Below are 15,668 nucleotides of genomic sequence, written 5' to 3'. Positions count from 1 at the left end.
TTCCGCTGTGTCGGCTGCCGTCGTTTCACGTGAAACCGGACGTTTCACGTGAAACATTCAGCGTGTGGCGCCGGTGACGATCCAGCGTCCCGAGCGGGAGCGGAGCCAGAGCGTGGCCATCCGGACCGACATCATCAGCGTCATCGCCCACCAGAGCGCCGTCAGCCCGCCGCCGAGCGCCGGGATCGCGAGAGCGACCGGGGCGAAGACGGCCAGCGTCAGCAGCATGGCCCAGGCCAGGTAGGGGCCGTCCCCCGCGCCCATCAGGACACCGTCGAGGACGAAGACGACCCCGGAGATCGGCTGCGAGAGTGCGACGACGAGCAAGGCGGGGAGCAGGGTGTCCTGGACGGTGGCGTCGCCGGTGAAGAGCGGGATGAACAGAGGGCGGGCGACGATGAGCAGCGCGCCCAGGACCACACCGGACACCACGCCCCACTGGATCATGCGGCGGCAGACCTGGCGTGCGCCCTCGGCGTCGTCCGCACCGAGATAGCGCCCGATGATGGCCTGGCCCGCGATGGCGATCGCGTCGAGGGCGAAGGCCATCAGACTCCACAGGGACAGGATGATCTGGTGGGCGGCGACCTCCGCGTCGCCCATTCGGGCCGCGACCGCCGTGGCGATCAACAGGACTGCGCGGAGCGAGAGCGTACGGACGAGGAGTGGGACACCGGCCTGGGCGGAGGCGCGTATGCCGGCCGAGTCGGGGCGGAGGGACGCTCCGTGGCGCCGGGCGCCCCGTACGACCACGACGAGGTAGGCGGCGGCCATGCCGCACTGGGCGATGACCGTGCCCCAGGCGGAGCCCGCGATCCCCAGACCGGCCCCGTAGACCAGCCCGATGTTGAGCGCGCCGTTGGCGGCGAAGCCGCCGATGGCCACGTAGAGCGGCGTACGGGTGTCCTGAAGACCGCGCAGGACGCCGGTCGCGGCCAGGACCACCAGCATCGCGGGGATGCCGAGGCTGGAGATCCGCAGGTACGTGATGGCGTACGGAGCCGCGGTGTCGGAGGCTCCGAAGACATCGACGAGCCACGGTGCCGTGGGCAGCGTCAGCACGACGACGGCGGCGCCGAGGAGGAGGGCGAGCCAGATGCCGTCCATGCCCTGCCGGATGGCGGCCTGGAGGTCTCCGGCGCCGACGCGGCGGGCGACGGCGGCCGTGGTGGCGTAGGCCAGGAAGACGAAGACGCTGACGGCGGTGGACAGCAGAGCGGCGGCGATGGCGAGACCCGCGAGCTGGGGGGTGCCGAGATGGCCGACGATGGCGCTGTCGACCATGAGGAAGAGCGGCTCGGCGACGAGAGCGCCGAAGGCCGGCAGGGCGAGGGAGACGATCTCGCGGTCGTGCTGTCGGCGGACGGCCTGGGAGGTCTCGGGGGCCTGGGTCATGGGGTCAATCTAATCTTCCACAGGTAAGAGATGCAATGCATCTGTGATCCTTACTTTCGAGGGGCAAGGCGCTTCGGGTGTGGGTCGTTTGTTCTGATCTTGGCCCAGGGGCAAAAGTTTTTCTCCCCCACAGCCCCCGGATGGGAAAAGGGCAGGTCAGGCCCATGAGGTCGGGGGGTTTATGAGTTTGTCCACATGGCTGTCCCCCGGTCCGTGCACAGGTTCCGGCGAGTTCTCCACAGACTCTGGCCCTTCACCCACAGGGCCTGTGGATAACCAGATTGGCTGACGCCCCTCGCGGGCCTACCGTGGACCGGCGCCCGACGCGCCAGAAGCGGTCGCAAAGCCACTCGTTGATCAAGCCCGTGGCGTAAGAAAGAGTGGCACGGCGAGGTCCGCGGAGCGGACGGGAGGAGGTGCTTGGTGAGCGTTCCCGAGCCCATGGACGACCCTTGGGCCGACAGCGGACCAAGTGACCGACTGCCCACCCGAACCCGAGGCGAAGGGCGTGGTCGCGGCCGCGGGCGCGACGACCAGCACGAGCGGGGCAACGAGGGGCCGTGGGACGGAGGGCTCTCCGGCTTCGAGCGCGTTCCCCCGCAGGACCTCGACGCCGAGCAGTCCGTCCTCGGCGGCATGCTGCTCTCCAAGGACGCCATCGCGGACGTCGTGGAGATCATCAAGGGCAACGACTTCTACAAGCCCGCCCACGAGACCGTCTACTCCGCCATCCTCGACCTCTACGCCAAGGGCGAGCCGGCCGACCCGATCACGGTCGGCGCCGAGCTCACCAAGCGCGGCGAGATCACCCGGGTCGGCGGCGCCTCCTATCTCCACACCCTGGTCCAGTCGGTCCCGACCGCGGCCAACGCCTCGTACTACGCGGAGATCGTCCACGAGCGGGCCGTCCTGCGACGGCTCGTCGAGGCAGGCACCAAGATCACGCAGATGGGATACGCGGCCGACGGAGACGTCGACGAGATCGTGAACTCGGCCCAGGCCGAGATCTACGCGGTCACCGAGCAGCGCACCACCGAGGACTATCTGCCGCTCGGCGACATCATGGAGGGGGCGCTCGACGAGATCGAGGCGATCGGCTCCCGCAGCGGTGAGATGACCGGTGTACCCACCGGTTTCACCGACCTGGACTCGCTCACCAACGGTCTGCACCCCGGTCAGATGATCATCATCGCGGCCCGTCCCGCCATGGGTAAGTCGACCCTCGCCCTGGACTTCGCCCGGGCGGCGTCCATCAAGCACAACCTGCCCAGCGTCATCTTCTCCCTCGAAATGGGCCGCAACGAGATCGCCATGCGTCTGCTCTCGGCGGAGGCACGGGTCGCGCTGCACCACATGCGCTCCGGCACGATGACCGACGAGGACTGGACCCGCCTGGCCCGCCGGATGCCGGACGTCTCACAGGCCCCGCTCTACATCGACGACTCCCCGAACCTGTCGATGATGGAGATCCGGGCGAAGTGCCGCCGGCTCAAGCAGCGCAACGGGCTCAAGCTCGTCATCATCGACTATCTGCAGCTGATGCAGTCCGGTGGCTCGAAGCGCCAGGAGAGCCGTCAGCAAGAGGTCTCCGACATGTCGCGAAACCTCAAGCTCCTCGCCAAGGAGCTTGAGCTGCCCGTGATCGCGCTCTCCCAGCTGAACCGTGGCCCCGAGCAGCGCACCGACAAGAAGCCGATGGTCTCCGACCTGCGTGAGTCCGGCTCGATCGAGCAGGACGCCGACATGGTGATCCTGCTGCACCGCGAGGACGCCTACGAGAAGGAGTCCCCGCGAGCGGGCGAGGCCGACATCATCGTGGGCAAGCACCGTAACGGCCCGACGGCCACGATCACCGTGGCCTTCCAGGGCCACTACTCCCGTTTCGTGGACATGGCTCAGACCTGACCTCGCCGGCCGTAGAGCCTCACCTTGCTTCCCTAGGACCTCTAGGTTATACCTAGGGGTCCTAGGCGATGTGAGGAGGGGCACATGGTGCGTGCCGGGCTGACGGCGGAGCGGGTCACGATCGCGGGTGCCGAGCTGGCGGACGAGGTCGGACTCGACCAGGTGACCATGTCGCAGGTCGCGCGGCGGCTGGGCGTGAAGGACGCGAGCCTCTACACGCACGTCCGCAACCTGGAGGACCTGCGGGGACGGATCGCGCTTCTGGCGGCGGACGAGAAGACCATCCGCATCGCGGAGGCGACCGCCGGCCGGTCGGGCAGAGACGCTCTGGTCGCCTTTGCGAACGCCTGGCGGGAGTACGCCCACACCCACCCGGGCCGGTACACAGCGACGCAGACCCCGATCCGGATCGACCCTGAGCTGGCCGCGAAGGCATCCGGACCCCGGCGTGCGGTCGAACTGACCTACGGCATGCTGCGCGGCTACGGGCTGACCGAGCCCGACCTGACCGACGCGGTCCGGCTGCTGCGCAGCACGTTCCACGGTTTCGTCGCCTTGGAGGCCGCGGGCGGGTTCGCGCACGCGCGTGCGCCGCAGCAGTCCTGGGTCCGTGCGCTCGACGCCCTGCACACCCTCCTGGAGCACTGGCCCCCGTCCCGAGAAGGAGATTCCTCATGACCGCCCCGACCATGGGCAGCCTGCGTGTGAACGGCGCGACCCTGCACTACGAAGTGCGCGGCCAGGGCCCGCTCCTGCTGCTGATCCCCGGCGGGACGGGCGGCGCGGCCTCCTTCGACGGCATCGCCGACGGCCTGGCCACGGAGTACACCGTCGCGACCTACGACCCGCGCGGCATGTCCCGCAGCACGCTGGACGATCCCGACGCCGAGCAGCACGTGGTCGAGCACGCCGACGACGCGTTCCGGATCCTGGAGCTGATGTCGCCCCGTGAGCCCGCCCGAGTGTTCGGCGCCAGCTCGGGCGCGATCGTCGCAGTGCACTTGCTCACCGCCCATCCCGAACGCGTCGCACGCGTCGTGGCGCACGAGCCCCCGTTGGTGGAGGTCCTTCCGGACGCCTCCGAGCATCGCGCGCTCATCGCCCGTGTGAAGGAGACCTTCCGCACGCAGGGGCTCATGCCGGCGATGGCCGAGTTCGCCGCCGGGCTGAAGAAGGACGGTGAGGCCACCGAGCCGGAGGCCGAGATCGAACTTCCGCCCCAAGCGGCGGCGCGGGCCGAGCAGACGATGGCGAACCTGCCGTACTTCGTCGGCCGCATCGTGCCGAGTTTCATGTCCTACGCGCCGGACATCCACCGAATGGCGGCGCTGTCGGACCGGCTCGTCCTCGCATGCGGCGAGGACTCACGCGGCGAGCTGCCCTACCGTCCGGCCGCTTTTCTTGCCGATCGTCTTGGCATGGAACTCCGGCACTTCCCCGGCGGGCACACCGGACTGACCACACACCCGGCAGAGTTCGGCGAACTCCTGCGGAAGGCCCTCCGTGCCTGAATCCCACTCGCCCTGGGCAACCATGCCGAGGACCGTCAGAGGAACCGACACGACTGACACGGTGCTGAGACCGAACCGATCCGGAACTGTCTGAGCCAGAGGGAAGAACGGCAGGTCGCAGAGTCCCCGGAGGGCAGCGAACCGGAGAACCTACAGCCGGAGGAGCGCGGGAACGACCACGTCCCAGACCTCGCGGGGGAACACCTCGTGGCCGGTCCGCTCCATGGCGAGGAAGCCGGCGCCGGGGACCTCGGCGGCGAGCGCCCGCCCGTGTTCCAGCGGGAACAGCGGGTCCTCGGTGCCGTGCAGGACGAGTGTCGGTGCCGTGATCGCGCCGAGGCGATCCCGCCAGGGCGCTCCGGCATCGATCATGAAGGGGTTGGTGACCTGCGCGGCGATGTCGCGCGCGTGGTCGGCGACCCGCGCGGCCCAGGCGCGCAGGGCGTCGGTGTCGAACGGGCGTGAGGGAGCGGCGAAGGGGCGCTCGCCCTCGACGAGATAGTCGACGACGGCGGCTCGGTCGTCCCAGTCGGGCACCGGCGCGTCCTCGGTGAAGACCGCCCGCAGGGCCTCGGACATCGGCGGCAGGTCGGGCTGTTCGTGGCCCGGCCCTCCGGGGGTCGAGGAAGCGAGGGCGAGTGCGGCGACCCGGTCCGGGTGGTCGAGGGCGAGCAGCTGGGCGACGGCCGCGCCCTGGGACATGCCGACGATCTCCGCGGACCGAAGGTGGAGCGCGTCGAGCAGCCCGGCGGCGTCGGCGACGAGAGCGCGCAGATCGTACGGCGGCTCGCCCGCGGGATATCCCGTGGACCGGCCCGCGTCCCGGCTGTCGTAGCGGATCACGTACCTGCCGCCGGTCGCGAGGCGACGGACGAACTCCTCGTTCCAGGCGAGCATCGAGTGACCCGCGCCGTGGATGAGCAGGAGGGGCGCGTCGGCGGGGTCACCGAAGGTCTCGGTGCACAGTTCGACGCCGTTGGTACGGATGAAGTGTTCGGTGCCTCGCATGGGTGCTGCCGCCTTCCGGTCGCTCTCGTTGCCTGTATCGAAGATGCTGGGCGCAAAGCCGCCTGTCGCGGCACCTCGGTCGCACGGAGGGGCGCGGCCTCGTCGCGCGCGAACCGCGCGAGCGGGACGGCCGCGGCGACGACGTCCTGCCGACCCCCGCCGGGCGTGCGGCATACGACGGTGCGACCTCCGCCCATCTGGCTTCCGTCCACCGGCATTTCGCCTCGCTGCTCTCCCGGGAGCAGCTCGCCGCCCTCGTCGGCATCGAGGAGACCATCGCGGCGCACCGGTAATCGGGAAGCCGCCACGGGGGAAGTTCACGTTGGATGGGTCTCATGACTACATCTTTCGAATCCCTGTTGCCCGGTACCGAGCGGGCTCTGCTGCATCGTGTCGCGGTCGCCCAGTCCGAGGGGCGGGCGCCGTCCTTCGTGGGGGCGGTCGTGCGTGACGGAGCGTTGGTGTGGAGCGGTTCGCGCAGTTGCGTGGACGGGCACGCGCCGGACGCCGACACGCAGTTCAGGATCGGGTCGATCACCAAGGTGTTCACCGCCGTGCTGGTGATGCGGCTGCGGGACGAGGGACTCCTCGGTCTCGACGACTCGTTGGAGCGGCACCTCAAGGGGACCGGCGTCGGGGAGGTGACGATCGCCCAACTCCTCGGGCACAGCGGGGGGCTCGCGGCCGAGACGCCCGGCCAGTGGTGGGAGCGCTCGTCCGCCGCGCTGCGGCCGGAGCTCGCCGACGTTCTGGGGGAGCGGCCCTTCCTCCGGTCGCCGGGGCGCCGTCACCACTACTCCAACCCCGGTTACACACTGCTCGGTTCGTTGATCGAGGCGGTGCGAGGAGTCTCCTGGGAGGAGGCGCTGCGGCGCGAGCTCCTGGAGCCGCTGGGGATGAGCCGGACGACGCTCGATCCGGTCGCCCCGCACGCCGGTGGCTGGGCGGTGCATCCCTGGGCCGATGTGATGTTGCCCGAGCCGTCCGAGGACCTCGGGCTGATGGCGCCGGCCGGGCAGCTCTGGTCGACGGCGGGGGACCTCGCCCGCTTCGCCGCGTTCCTCGCGGCGGGTGACGAGAGGGTCCTCGCCGCGGCTTCCGTGGAGGAGATGGGCGCTCCGGCCTCCGCGGCCGGCGAAGGGGACTGGGAGGGGAGCTACGGGCTGGGTCTCCAGCTCGTACGCAAGGACGGCCGCACCCTGATCGGCCACACCGGCTCCCTCCCCGGCTTCGTCGCGGCCCTCTGGGTGAGCGTGGAGGACGGACTGGCGGCGATCGCCCTCTCCAACGCCACCTCGGGGCCGCTGACGGGGGTCGTGGCCGCCGATCTCGTACGGATCGTGGCGGAGGCGGAGCCGAGGTTCCCGGAGCCCTGGCGCCCGCTTCCCGAGGCCGAGGCCGACGAGGAGCTGCTGGCTCTGACGGGGCCCTGGTACTGGGGTACCTACGCCTACGGGCTCCGGCTCGGCCCCGAGCGGGGCGTGGTGCTCGAACCCCTGCGGGGAGCCGGGCGGCGGGCTCGCTTCCGGGCGCTGCCCGAGGGTGGCTGGGTCGGGCTGAACGGCTACTACGAGGGGGAGACGCTCCGGGCGGTGCGGCGCGCCGACGGCAGTGTGAGCCATCTCGACCTCGGCTCGTTCGTGTTCACCCGGGAGCCGTACGCGCCGGCGGACGCGGTGCCGGGCGGTGTGGATGAGGCGGGCTGGCGTGGCCTCTGAGCCGTTCTGCGGTGTTTCACGTGAAACAGCGCACCGGGACGATGTCCCGGTGCGCTGCTCTCGTGCTCGCCCGTCTCAGAGGGGCTTCTTGAAGCCCACGTGGGAGGCCTCGAAGCCCAGGCGCTCGTAGAAGCGGTGTGCGTCGGTCCGGGTGGCGTCGGAGGTCAGCTGGACGAGGTGGCAGCCCAGTCGTCCGGATTCCTCGACGGCCCACTCGATGAGCAGCGTCCCCAGGCCACTGCCGCGTTCCTCGGCGTGGATGCGGACGCCCTCGATGATGGAGCGGGTGGCGCCCCGGCGGGAGAGCCCGGGGATGATCGTCAGCTGGAGGGTGCCGACGACCTTGTCTCCGCGGACGGCCACGACGACGTTCTGGTGCGGGTCGCTCGCGAGCCGATCGAAGGCGGCGAGGTACGGAACGAGGTCGTCCGGGGATTCGCGCTGCGCGCCCAGGGGGTCGTCGGCGAGCATCGCGACGATGGCTTCGAGGTCCTCCGCGGTGGCGGGGCGTATCTCAAGATCGCTCATGCCCCGCAGCGTACGCCGGGCTCACCTCCGCCATCTCGTCGCGCGGCAACGCTTACGCGGGAACGCTCACGCCCTCCACGACCTGGACCAGCGGGGCCAGCTCCGGGTTCTTCGCGGCCTCGTCGAGGGCCTCGCGCAGGGCGCTGTCGTTGGTGGGGCGAGCTTCTGCCAGAAGCTTCAGGCCGGGCTCGGTGACATCGGTGTAGATGCCGCGCCGGTCGGTGGCGCAGAGGTACCGGGTGAGCAGGCCGCGGTCTTCCAGCCGGGTGACCAGTCGGGTGGTGGCGCTCTGGCTGAGCACGACCGCGTCGGCGACCTGCTTCATCTGGAGGTGGCCGCCCGGTCCGCTGTGCTGGCGGCTGAGGACGTCGAGCAGCGAGTACTCCCGCACGCTCAGCCCGTGCCGGGACTCCAGGGCGCGCTCGATGTGCGACTCGATCCTGCCGTGCAGCAGGGAGAGGGCGCACCAACGCTGGGAGAGCGCGGTGAGTGCGGGGTCGGTCGCGGTCATGGTCTCTCCTCGGTCTCTCCTCGGCACCGGAGCGGCTCTCGACCCAGGGTAGACGATGCGGCGCAATAATGCGCGTCTGCAAGTAATCTGCCGAGGGCCGAGGGCCGAGGGCCGCGAGCCAGGAGCCGAGGCCCGGGAGCCGAGGCCCGGGAGCCGAGGTGCGGGAGACGACGTGCGGAAGCCGAGATCCGAGGCCCGGAAGCCGAGGGCTTATCCGGCCGCGACCGTCAGGGGGGCGAAACGGCGGCGCCAGTCGCCGGGGAGGTCCGGGAGGGAGCGGACCATCACCGCGTTGGACATGATCGAGTCGAGGCCGTTCTCCTTCACCCAGCTCAGCAGAGCCGTGTGACGCACGTCGATGTCCGTACGCAGGGGGCGGTCGGTGGCCGCCGCCAGTGAGGCGATCAGGGCCTGGGCCGTGGCCGGGTCCCGGGCGATCAGCGGTCCGACGACATGCGTGTCCATGTTGGGCCAGATCGCTCCGAAGCCCGTGATCTCGCCGTCCTCCTCCGCGACCCGGAGGTGGTCCGCGAACGCGGGGAGCCGCGTGATGATGTGCGTGCGGTCGAGGCCGAAGACCTCCTGGTCCAGGCGCAGGATCGCCTGGAGGTCCTCCGCCGTCGCCGCGCGGACCGGAACGGCCGGAGCGGGCGTGGTGAAGGTGAAGCGCCCGCGCACCATCTCCGCCCGGCTCGTCTGGACGAAGCCGAGCTGCTCGTACAGGGGCTGCCCGTTCGGCGTGGCGTGCAGGGTGAGCGCGGTGTCCCCCGCCTCCGCCAGGACGTGCTGCATGAGCCGGCGTCCCACCCCTTGGCGCGCGTACCGCTCGGCGACGAGGACCATGCCGATCGCGGCGAGCCCCGGGCCGTACGAGGTGACCACGCTGCAGGCCGCCAGCCCCGGGCCGGACGGGTCGTCGATTCCGTAGCCGGTGCCCGCGGCGAGCAGCAGCCCCCACTTGTGTTCCTCGCGCGGCCAGTTCCGGTTCTCGGAGAGGTCGGCGCAGGCGAGGAGGTCGTCGGAGCCGAGGCGCCGGACGGGGAGCTGAGCGAGCGGGGAGGGGGAGGTCGGCATGCCTTTCAGGCTGACCGACGCGGTGATCTTCCGTCCACCGGTTTAGCGGATCTGGCCGATACGAATGCGCGACCCTTGGCCGGGAGGAGACGTTGATTCCACGTCGTGGCATGGGGACGATGTTTCACGTGAAACCTCGCACTCGACGACTGCACCTCTTCGACCTCGACGGCACCCTGATCCGCGGATCGGCCGCCGCCGTGGAGATCTCCCGGCAGCTGGGTCTCGTCGACGAGATCGCAGCCCTTGAGGAGGGCTTCCTCCAGGGGCTCACCCCGGACGAGTTCGCCGTCCGGGCCCGCGAGCTGTGGTTCGCGCTCACTCCGGACCAGGTCGCGGCCGCCTTCGAAGGGGCGCCCTGGCTGGCGGGCATCCGCGAGGTCTGGGCCGACATCCGGGACCGGGGCGACCGCTGTGCGGTCATCTCCCTCTCTCCGGACTTCTTCGTCGAGCGTCTTCTCGACTGGGGCGTCGACGCGGCACACGGCTCGCGCTGGCCGGCCGTCCCCTTCACCGAGCCGATCCACCGGCCCGGCATCCTCGACGCGAGCGCGAAGGTGCGGATCGCACGGAAACTCTGCGCGGAGTACGGGGTGGATCCGGCCGACTGCGTCGCCTACGGGGACTCGATGTCCGACGCGGAACTCTTCGCGATCGTGCCGGAGACCGTGGCCGTGAACGCGGACCACCATCTTGCCGGGCTCTCCCGTCACAGCTACGCCGGCGGGGATCTGCGCGAGGCCTACGCCCTGGTCCGAAACAGCGCAGCTTAGTCAGAAACCCTGCCCTATGGCCCGAGAACTCCGCTTTCCGTCCGAAGCGGCGTTCGGGAGGGTCATGCTGCGACCACGGAAGCCGGCCAGCGCGAGGGCGAGGCACATGATGGATGCTCCGACCAGCACGAGGGCGGCGGACGACGCGGACGGCCGCGAGCCCGGGGCGACGCACAGGTACGCAGCCGTGGCGGGGGACGGTCAGGGGTCCTCGGCAGAGGATGAGGGCTCCCCTGCGGTTGGCGGTCAGGAGGGCCGGGCGGGGGACGGGAACGAGCCCCGAATACCCGGGGAGGCCTCCGCGGACGCGGTGCTCGTCCGCCGCACCCTGGCGGAGATCGCCCCGGTCGCCGACCGGGTGACCTCGTACTTCTATGCCCTGCTCTTCATTCGCAACCCCGAGCTGCGCGAGATGTTCCCCGTGGCCATGGACACCCAGCGGGACCGGCTCCTGAAGGCGCTCCTCACCGCGGCGGAGCAGATGGACGACGTCCCGGTGCTCACCGCCTACCTGCAGAACCTCGGCAGGGGGCACCGCAAGTACGGCACCCACTCCGCCCACTACCCGGCCGTCGGCGAGGCCCTGATCGGCGCGCTCGTGCGGTACGCGACGACGACCTGGGACGAGGAGACCCAGGCGGCCTGGGTCCGTACGTACACGACGATCTCCCAGATCATGATCGACGCGGCGGCGGAGGACGAGCGGTCGGCGCCCGCCTGGTGGCAGGCCGAGGTGGTCTCCCACGATCTGCGCACCCCGGACATCGCCGTCGTCACGCTCCGGCCCGACCAGCCGTACCCCTTTCTCGCGGGGCAGTACACGACGCTGGAGACCCCGTGGTGGCCACGGATATGGCGCCACTACTCCTTCGCTTCGGCGCCCCGGCCCGACGGGCTGCTCTCCCTGCACGTGAAGGCGGTTCCGGCCGGTTGGGTGTCCAACGCGCTGGTCCATCGGGCCCGCCCCGGAGACGTACTGCGCCTGGGGCCGCCGGCGGGCTCCATGACCGTCGACCACGCCACGGACACCGGCCTGCTCTGCGTGGGCGGTGGCACCGGGATAGCGCCGATCAAGGCCCTGGTGGAGGACGTCGCCGAGCACGGGGACCGGCGTCCGGTCGATGTCTTCTACGGGGCCCGCAGCGGCCACGACCTCTATGACATCGACACGATGATGCGGCTCCAGAAGACCTTCCCCTGGCTCTCCGTCCACCCGGTCACCGAGGAGGAGGGCCGGCTCCCGGAGGCCGTCTGCCGCTACGGCCCCTGGAGCGAACGCGACGCCTATCTCTCGGGGCCGCTCGGCATGGTCCGTCGCGGGGTGGACGCGCTGCGGGGAGCGGGGGTCCCCGCGGAGCGCATCCGCCACGACTTCCTTGCCGAGCTGGCTTCGGCGGCCGCCGATCAGCCCAGGTCGGGGGCGTGCATCGCGCGGACGCCCTCGATGTTGCCGTCGAGGTAGTGGCGCAGGGAGAGCGGGACGAGGTGCACGGCGGCGATGCCGACCCGGCTGAAGGGCACCCGGACGATCTCGTACTCCCCGACCGGTTCGTCCATCTCGGGGCCGTGCCGTAGTGAGGTGTCCATGGAGTCGAGGCGGCAGACGAAGAAGTGCTGGACCTTCACCCCGGAGACCCCGCCGTCGACGATGTGCTCGACGGTGTCGACGAAGCAGGGCACCACATCGGTGATCTTGGCGCCGAGCTCCTCGTGCACCTCGCGGTGCAGGGCCTCGACGACGGTGGTGTCGGTGGATTCCACGCCGCCACCGGGCGTGAGCCAGTAGGGATCCATCCCCGGCTTGGTGCGCTTGATGAGGATGAGATCGTCCCCGTCGAGCAGGATGGCGCGTGCGGTGCGCTTGATCACGGGCCGTTCGTTCATGGGCCGTTCGTTCATGGGAAGAAAATGGCCCGTCCGAGGTGTCCTGAAACTCGCTGTCCCCGGCGGAAACTCATCAGTGCTCCGTGGAGACTCACCAGCCCCCCGCGGCCCGCAGCAGTTCCTCGTGAGCCCGGGCGATGGGCGCGAGCGCGAGCGTCCCCGTGCGCACGACCAGGAAGTAGGTCCGCAGCGGAGGGACCGGGGGATCGAGCAGCGCCACGAGCCTGCCCTGCTCCAGGGCCTCCTCGCACAGATAGCGGGGAAGCACGGCGAGCCCCGCGCCGGAGGCGGCCGATTCCCGCACGGCGCGCAGATCGGGGGCGATGACGGTGGCGGCGACCGCCGGCTTGGTCTCGAAGACGCTCGCCCAGTAGCGGGCGACGAACGGCAGCGACTCGTGCACTTCGACCACCGGGAGCTGCTCCAGGACCACCGCGCCCTTGCGCAGGAGTACGTCGGGGGCGAGCCGGGCCGCCCAGCGCGGCGCCGCGACCAGGACGTACTCCTCGTCGCAGAGCGGGGTGGAGACAAGAAGGCCGCCCCGGGGCCGGGCGGTGGCGACGGCCAGATCGTGGTGGCCCGCGGCGAGCCCGTCGAGGATCTCCTCGGTGTTGCCGAGGAACGACGCCCGTACGGCGAGCCCCTGGCCGACCAGCGGGGTGAGGGCGGGCAGGACGCGGAGCGCGGTGAACTCCGGGGGCCCGGCGACATGGAGGGTACGGACGCCGCTCTCCTCGTCGAGGCCGGTCTCGGCGATCTCCACGAGGGCGTCCAGATGGGGAGCGGCGCGGTGCGCGAGTTCGTCGCCGATGGTCGTCGGTGTGACCCCGCGGGCCTGTCTGAGGAAGAGGGGACGTCCGAGCTGTCGTTCGAGCGTCCGGATCTGGCTGGTGACGGCCGGCTGGGAGAGCCCGAGGAGCGCGGCGGCGCGGGTGAAGGAGCCGGCCCGGTGCACCGTGACGAACGTGCGCAGCAGAGCCAGATCCATGTCCGCCCCCTCCCGGCCGTGCGGCCGTTCGACTCAGGCGGTCGGCTGACGGCGCCTCAGGACCGTCCAACTATAAATAAGTCGATAGGTCTCTGTCGCTACCGTGATTGGACACTGACGCACAGTCAACTAGCCTTGTTCAGGCGGTCTCCGCGCGTGGAACCGAGGCGTTCCGAGCCACGAGGGGGGAGGCTCGGAGCGCCTCGTTCCGTGCGCCCGGGACCGTGAAGGTCGTGCGCCCGGGACCGTGAGGCCCATGTCCCGGGACCGACGGCCGCCGTGAGGCCGATTCCCGGGACCGACGCCGGCCGCGTCCCGGACGCGCTTACGCCCCGGCCTCGTCGAGGGCTCGCAGCACATCGGCGATCAGGTCCTCCGGATCCTCGGCGCCGACCGAGAACCGGATGAAGCCCTCCGCGACCGCGTCCCCGCCCCAGCGCCCGCGCCGCTCCGCCGTGGAGCGCACGCCGCCGAAGCTGGTGGCGTCGTCCACGAGCCGCAGCTCGTCGAGGAACCGCTCGGCCCGCTTCCGGTCCGCCAGCTCGAAGGAGATCACGGGCCCGAAGCGCCGCATCTGCCGGGCGGCCACCGTGTGCGAGGGATCGTCGGGCAGCCCCGGGTAGCGCAGCCCGGTCACGTCGGCGCGCCCGGCGAGCGTCTGCGCGAGTGCGAGCGCGGTGGAGCACTGGCGGTCGATCCGCAGCTGGAGCGTGGCGAGCGAACGGTGGGCGAGCCAGGCCTCCATGGGGCCGGGGATGGCGCCGACGACCTTGCGCCAGCGCCGTACTTCCGCCGCCCGCTCGGGATCGCGGCAGCTGACATGGCCGAGCAGGATGTCGCCGTGTCCGGTCATGCCCTTGGTGTCGCTGGCGACGGAGAAGTCGGCGCCCAGTTCGAGCGGCCGCTGGCCGAGCGGGGTGGCGAGGGTGTTGTCGACGGCCACGAGCGCCCCCACGGCATGCGCCTCGTGCACCAGACGCCGGATGTCGCAGACGTCGAGCCCGGGGTTGGACGGGGTCTCGATCCACAGCAGCCGGGCCCCTTCGAGGACGGCGAGCTGGCCGTCGCCGCCGGTGGGCGCGGTGCGGACCTCGATGCCGTACGCCCTCAGCTGCTCGTGCAGCAACGGCAGGGCCTGGTAGCCGTCGGTGGGCACCACCACCGCGTCGCCCGCCTTCAGCTGGGAGAAGAGGACGGCGGAGATCGCGGCCATGCCCGAGGCGAACACCAGCGTCTCGACGCCCTGCTCCCCCGGCGCTTCCAGCTCGCCGATCGCCCGCTCCAGATGGGTCCAGGTCGGGTTCTCGTCGCGGCCGTACGCGTACCCGCCCGTCGGCTCGCCCGGCAGATGGAAGTGCGCGGCGAAAACCGGCCCCGGCAGGGTCGGCTCGTACTTCACGGGCTCGGGCAGCCCGGCTCGTACCGCGCGCGTTCCGTCGCCGATCTCCATGTCCGTCACAGTGTCCGGTCCTCCAGTTCCAGGCGTACGGCCGCGAGCAGGGCTCCGCTCGCGGCCTCCACCATCTCAAGGCACTCCTCGTAGTCGGCACGGCCCCCGGAGTACGGGTCGGGGACGTCGAGCGCGTTCCCGGCGGCCGGGTCGTAGGAGCGCAGCAGTCGTGTCCGCGCCGCCTCCTCGGGCGTGCGGGCGAGCCGGTGGAGCTCCCGCAGGTGCCCTTCGTCCAGCGCGATCACCAGGTCGATGGCCGGGAACCAGGAGGCCCGGAACTGACGGGCGGTGTGCGCCGAGGTGTAGCCGTGCTCCTCGAGTACGGAGACGGTGCGCGGGTTGGCGGCCTCGCCCTCGCGCCAGACTCCGGTGCCGGCGCTCTCGACCACCACGAGCTCGCCGAGGCCGGCCTCCTCCACATGTCTGCGGAAGACGTGCTCGGCCATCGGCGAGCGGCAGGTGTTGCCGGTGCAGACGAAACAGATGCGGTAGGTCATGGGCGGCACTCAGTCGCCGTCGGGGAGCACGACGTTCAGCGCCCACGAGACGACGGAGATGATCAGACCGCCCAGGACGGCGGTCCAGAAGCCTTCCACGTGGAAGCTGAGGTTGAACTGCTCCGCCAGCCAGGAGGTCAGGAGCAGCATCAGGGCGTTGACCACGAGGGTGATCAGGCCGAGCGTCAGAATGAAGAGCGGCAGCGTAAGGAGTTTGACAATCGGCTTGACCAAGAAGTTCACGAGCCCGAAGACCAGGGCGACGAGAATAAGGGTCAGGGCCTTCTTGCCGGTGCTCTCACCGGTCAGGGTGATGTCCTGGAGCAGCCAGATGGCGACTCCCAGGGCGCCCGCGTTGGCGAGTGTCTTGACTACGAAATTCATCATGTGTCTGATCGTGGCAGACATGATCGGGCCGAGGGCAGG

The 15,668-nt window shown here is 70.7% G+C and carries 17 protein-coding genes; 7 read left to right on the top strand and 10 right to left on the bottom strand.

The window, feature by feature from the left end:
* Positions 1-57 precede the first annotated feature (57 nt).
* Positions 58-1,395 (bottom strand): MATE family efflux transporter, encoded by a 1,338-nt coding sequence (locus OG259_RS21045; RefSeq protein WP_328943676.1) that lies wholly within the window; start codon positions 1,393-1,395, stop codon positions 58-60.
* Positions 1,396-1,818: 423 nt separating this feature from the next.
* Between OG259_RS21045 and dnaB the strand changes: the two genes are divergently transcribed.
* From dnaB to OG259_RS21030, 3 genes are all read left to right on the top strand, one after another.
* Complete coding sequence (dnaB, locus tag OG259_RS21040; RefSeq protein WP_266894150.1) at positions 1,819-3,300, top strand: replicative DNA helicase; 1,482 nt, start codon at positions 1,819-1,821, stop codon at positions 3,298-3,300.
* 84 nt (positions 3,301-3,384) lie between these two features.
* Positions 3,385-3,978 carry a TetR/AcrR family transcriptional regulator gene (locus OG259_RS21035; RefSeq protein ID WP_328943675.1) on the top strand — a complete coding sequence of 198 codons (594 nt, stop codon included), beginning with the start codon at positions 3,385-3,387 and terminating at the stop codon, positions 3,976-3,978.
* Entirely contained in the window at positions 3,975-4,811 is an 837-nt protein-coding gene (locus tag OG259_RS21030; RefSeq protein ID WP_328943674.1) for an alpha/beta fold hydrolase, read from the top strand. Before OG259_RS21035 ends, OG259_RS21030 begins: the two co-directional genes overlap by 4 nt.
* A gap of 150 nt (positions 4,812-4,961) precedes the next feature.
* On the opposite strand, the gene OG259_RS21025 is transcribed toward OG259_RS21030, so the two are convergent.
* On the bottom strand, positions 4,962-5,819 hold the full coding sequence (locus tag OG259_RS21025) for an alpha/beta fold hydrolase (protein ID WP_328943673.1): 858 nt from the start codon (positions 5,817-5,819) through the stop codon (positions 4,962-4,964).
* 2 nt (positions 5,820-5,821) lie between these two features.
* Between OG259_RS21025 and OG259_RS21020 the strand changes: the two genes are divergently transcribed.
* Positions 5,822-6,112, top strand: coding sequence for a hypothetical protein (locus tag OG259_RS21020; RefSeq protein ID WP_328943672.1), 291 nt, complete (start codon positions 5,822-5,824; stop codon positions 6,110-6,112).
* A gap of 42 nt (positions 6,113-6,154) precedes the next feature.
* Positions 6,155-7,537 (top strand): serine hydrolase domain-containing protein, encoded by a 1,383-nt coding sequence (locus OG259_RS21015; protein WP_328943671.1) that lies wholly within the window; start codon positions 6,155-6,157, stop codon positions 7,535-7,537.
* A 75-nt stretch (positions 7,538-7,612) separates the two neighbouring features.
* Here OG259_RS21015 and OG259_RS21010 read toward each other — a convergent pair whose 3' ends face one another.
* From OG259_RS21010 to OG259_RS21000, 3 genes are all read right to left on the bottom strand, one after another.
* Positions 7,613-8,065 carry a GNAT family N-acetyltransferase gene (locus OG259_RS21010; RefSeq protein WP_328943670.1) on the bottom strand — a complete coding sequence of 151 codons (453 nt, stop codon included), beginning with the start codon at positions 8,063-8,065 and terminating at the stop codon, positions 7,613-7,615.
* Between the two features lie 52 nt (positions 8,066-8,117).
* A complete protein-coding gene (locus tag OG259_RS21005) occupies positions 8,118-8,576 on the bottom strand; it encodes a MarR family winged helix-turn-helix transcriptional regulator (RefSeq protein WP_328943669.1) in 459 nt (152 codons plus the stop codon).
* 210 nt (positions 8,577-8,786) lie between these two features.
* The gene (locus OG259_RS21000; protein WP_328943668.1) at positions 8,787-9,650 is read right to left on the bottom strand and encodes a GNAT family N-acetyltransferase; all 864 of its coding nucleotides are present in this window, start codon (positions 9,648-9,650) and stop codon (positions 8,787-8,789) included.
* 119 nt (positions 9,651-9,769) lie between these two features.
* Between OG259_RS21000 and OG259_RS20995 the strand changes: the two genes are divergently transcribed.
* Both OG259_RS20995 and OG259_RS20990 read left to right on the top strand, forming a co-directional pair.
* Positions 9,770-10,423, top strand: a complete 654-nt coding sequence (locus OG259_RS20995) for an HAD family hydrolase (protein WP_328943667.1) — start codon at positions 9,770-9,772, stop codon at positions 10,421-10,423.
* 106 nt (positions 10,424-10,529) lie between these two features.
* On the top strand, positions 10,530-11,885 hold the full coding sequence (locus tag OG259_RS20990; RefSeq protein WP_328943666.1) for a globin domain-containing protein: 1,356 nt from the start codon (positions 10,530-10,532) through the stop codon (positions 11,883-11,885).
* Here OG259_RS20990 and OG259_RS20985 read toward each other — a convergent pair.
* The 5 genes from OG259_RS20985 to OG259_RS20965 all read right to left on the bottom strand — a co-directional run bounded on the left by OG259_RS20985 (position 11,828) and on the right by OG259_RS20965 (position 15,629).
* Positions 11,828-12,307 (bottom strand): NUDIX domain-containing protein, encoded by a 480-nt coding sequence (locus tag OG259_RS20985; protein ID WP_266900841.1) that lies wholly within the window; start codon positions 12,305-12,307, stop codon positions 11,828-11,830. The two genes, OG259_RS20990 and OG259_RS20985, sit on opposite strands and share 58 nt — an antisense overlap.
* Positions 12,308-12,398: 91 nt before the next feature.
* Positions 12,399-13,295, bottom strand: coding sequence for a LysR family transcriptional regulator (locus OG259_RS20980; protein WP_328943665.1), 897 nt, complete (start codon positions 13,293-13,295; stop codon positions 12,399-12,401).
* A gap of 325 nt (positions 13,296-13,620) precedes the next feature.
* Positions 13,621-14,745 (bottom strand): cystathionine gamma-lyase, encoded by a 1,125-nt coding sequence (locus tag OG259_RS20975; RefSeq protein ID WP_328943664.1) that lies wholly within the window; start codon positions 14,743-14,745, stop codon positions 13,621-13,623.
* 5 nt (positions 14,746-14,750) lie between these two features.
* Positions 14,751-15,242 carry a low molecular weight protein-tyrosine-phosphatase gene (locus tag OG259_RS20970; RefSeq protein ID WP_328943663.1) on the bottom strand — a complete coding sequence of 164 codons (492 nt, stop codon included), beginning with the start codon at positions 15,240-15,242 and terminating at the stop codon, positions 14,751-14,753.
* Between the two features lie 9 nt (positions 15,243-15,251).
* Positions 15,252-15,629, bottom strand: a complete 378-nt coding sequence (locus OG259_RS20965; RefSeq protein WP_030317984.1) for a phage holin family protein — start codon at positions 15,627-15,629, stop codon at positions 15,252-15,254.
* Positions 15,630-15,668 lie beyond the last annotated feature (39 nt).

The organism is Streptomyces sp. NBC_00250 (genome assembly GCF_036192275.1).
GTDB lineage: Bacteria > Actinomycetota > Actinomycetes > Streptomycetales > Streptomycetaceae > Streptomyces.
Note: the sequence above shows the minus strand (reverse complement) of the source record. Positions and strands in the feature narration are given on the sequence as shown.

Coding starts and splice junctions, on each gene's coding strand:
- OG259_RS21035 (WP_328943675.1), top strand. CDS start 3,385: ATGGTGCGTGCCGGGCTGACGGCGGAGCGGGTCACGATCGCGGGTGCC.
- OG259_RS21000 (WP_328943668.1), bottom strand. CDS start 9,650: ATGCCGACCTCCCCCTCCCCGCTCGCTCAGCTCCCCGTCCGGCGCCTC.
- OG259_RS20970 (WP_328943663.1), bottom strand. CDS start 15,242: ATGACCTACCGCATCTGTTTCGTCTGCACCGGCAACACCTGCCGCTCG.
- OG259_RS20990 (WP_328943666.1), top strand. CDS start 10,530: ATGATGGATGCTCCGACCAGCACGAGGGCGGCGGACGACGCGGACGGC.
- OG259_RS21045 (WP_328943676.1), bottom strand. CDS start 1,395: ATGACCCAGGCCCCCGAGACCTCCCAGGCCGTCCGCCGACAGCACGAC.
- OG259_RS20975 (WP_328943664.1), bottom strand. CDS start 14,745: ATGGAGATCGGCGACGGAACGCGCGCGGTACGAGCCGGGCTGCCCGAG.
- OG259_RS21030 (WP_328943674.1), top strand. CDS start 3,975: ATGACCGCCCCGACCATGGGCAGCCTGCGTGTGAACGGCGCGACCCTG.
- OG259_RS20965 (WP_030317984.1), bottom strand. CDS start 15,629: ATGATGAATTTCGTAGTCAAGACACTCGCCAACGCGGGCGCCCTGGGA.
- OG259_RS21005 (WP_328943669.1), bottom strand. CDS start 8,576: ATGACCGCGACCGACCCCGCACTCACCGCGCTCTCCCAGCGTTGGTGC.
- OG259_RS21015 (WP_328943671.1), top strand. CDS start 6,155: ATGACTACATCTTTCGAATCCCTGTTGCCCGGTACCGAGCGGGCTCTG.
- OG259_RS20980 (WP_328943665.1), bottom strand. CDS start 13,295: ATGGATCTGGCTCTGCTGCGCACGTTCGTCACGGTGCACCGGGCCGGC.
- OG259_RS20985 (WP_266900841.1), bottom strand. CDS start 12,307: ATGAACGAACGGCCCGTGATCAAGCGCACCGCACGCGCCATCCTGCTC.
- OG259_RS21025 (WP_328943673.1), bottom strand. CDS start 5,819: ATGCGAGGCACCGAACACTTCATCCGTACCAACGGCGTCGAACTGTGC.
- OG259_RS21010 (WP_328943670.1), bottom strand. CDS start 8,065: ATGAGCGATCTTGAGATACGCCCCGCCACCGCGGAGGACCTCGAAGCC.
- OG259_RS20995 (WP_328943667.1), top strand. CDS start 9,770: ATGTTTCACGTGAAACCTCGCACTCGACGACTGCACCTCTTCGACCTC.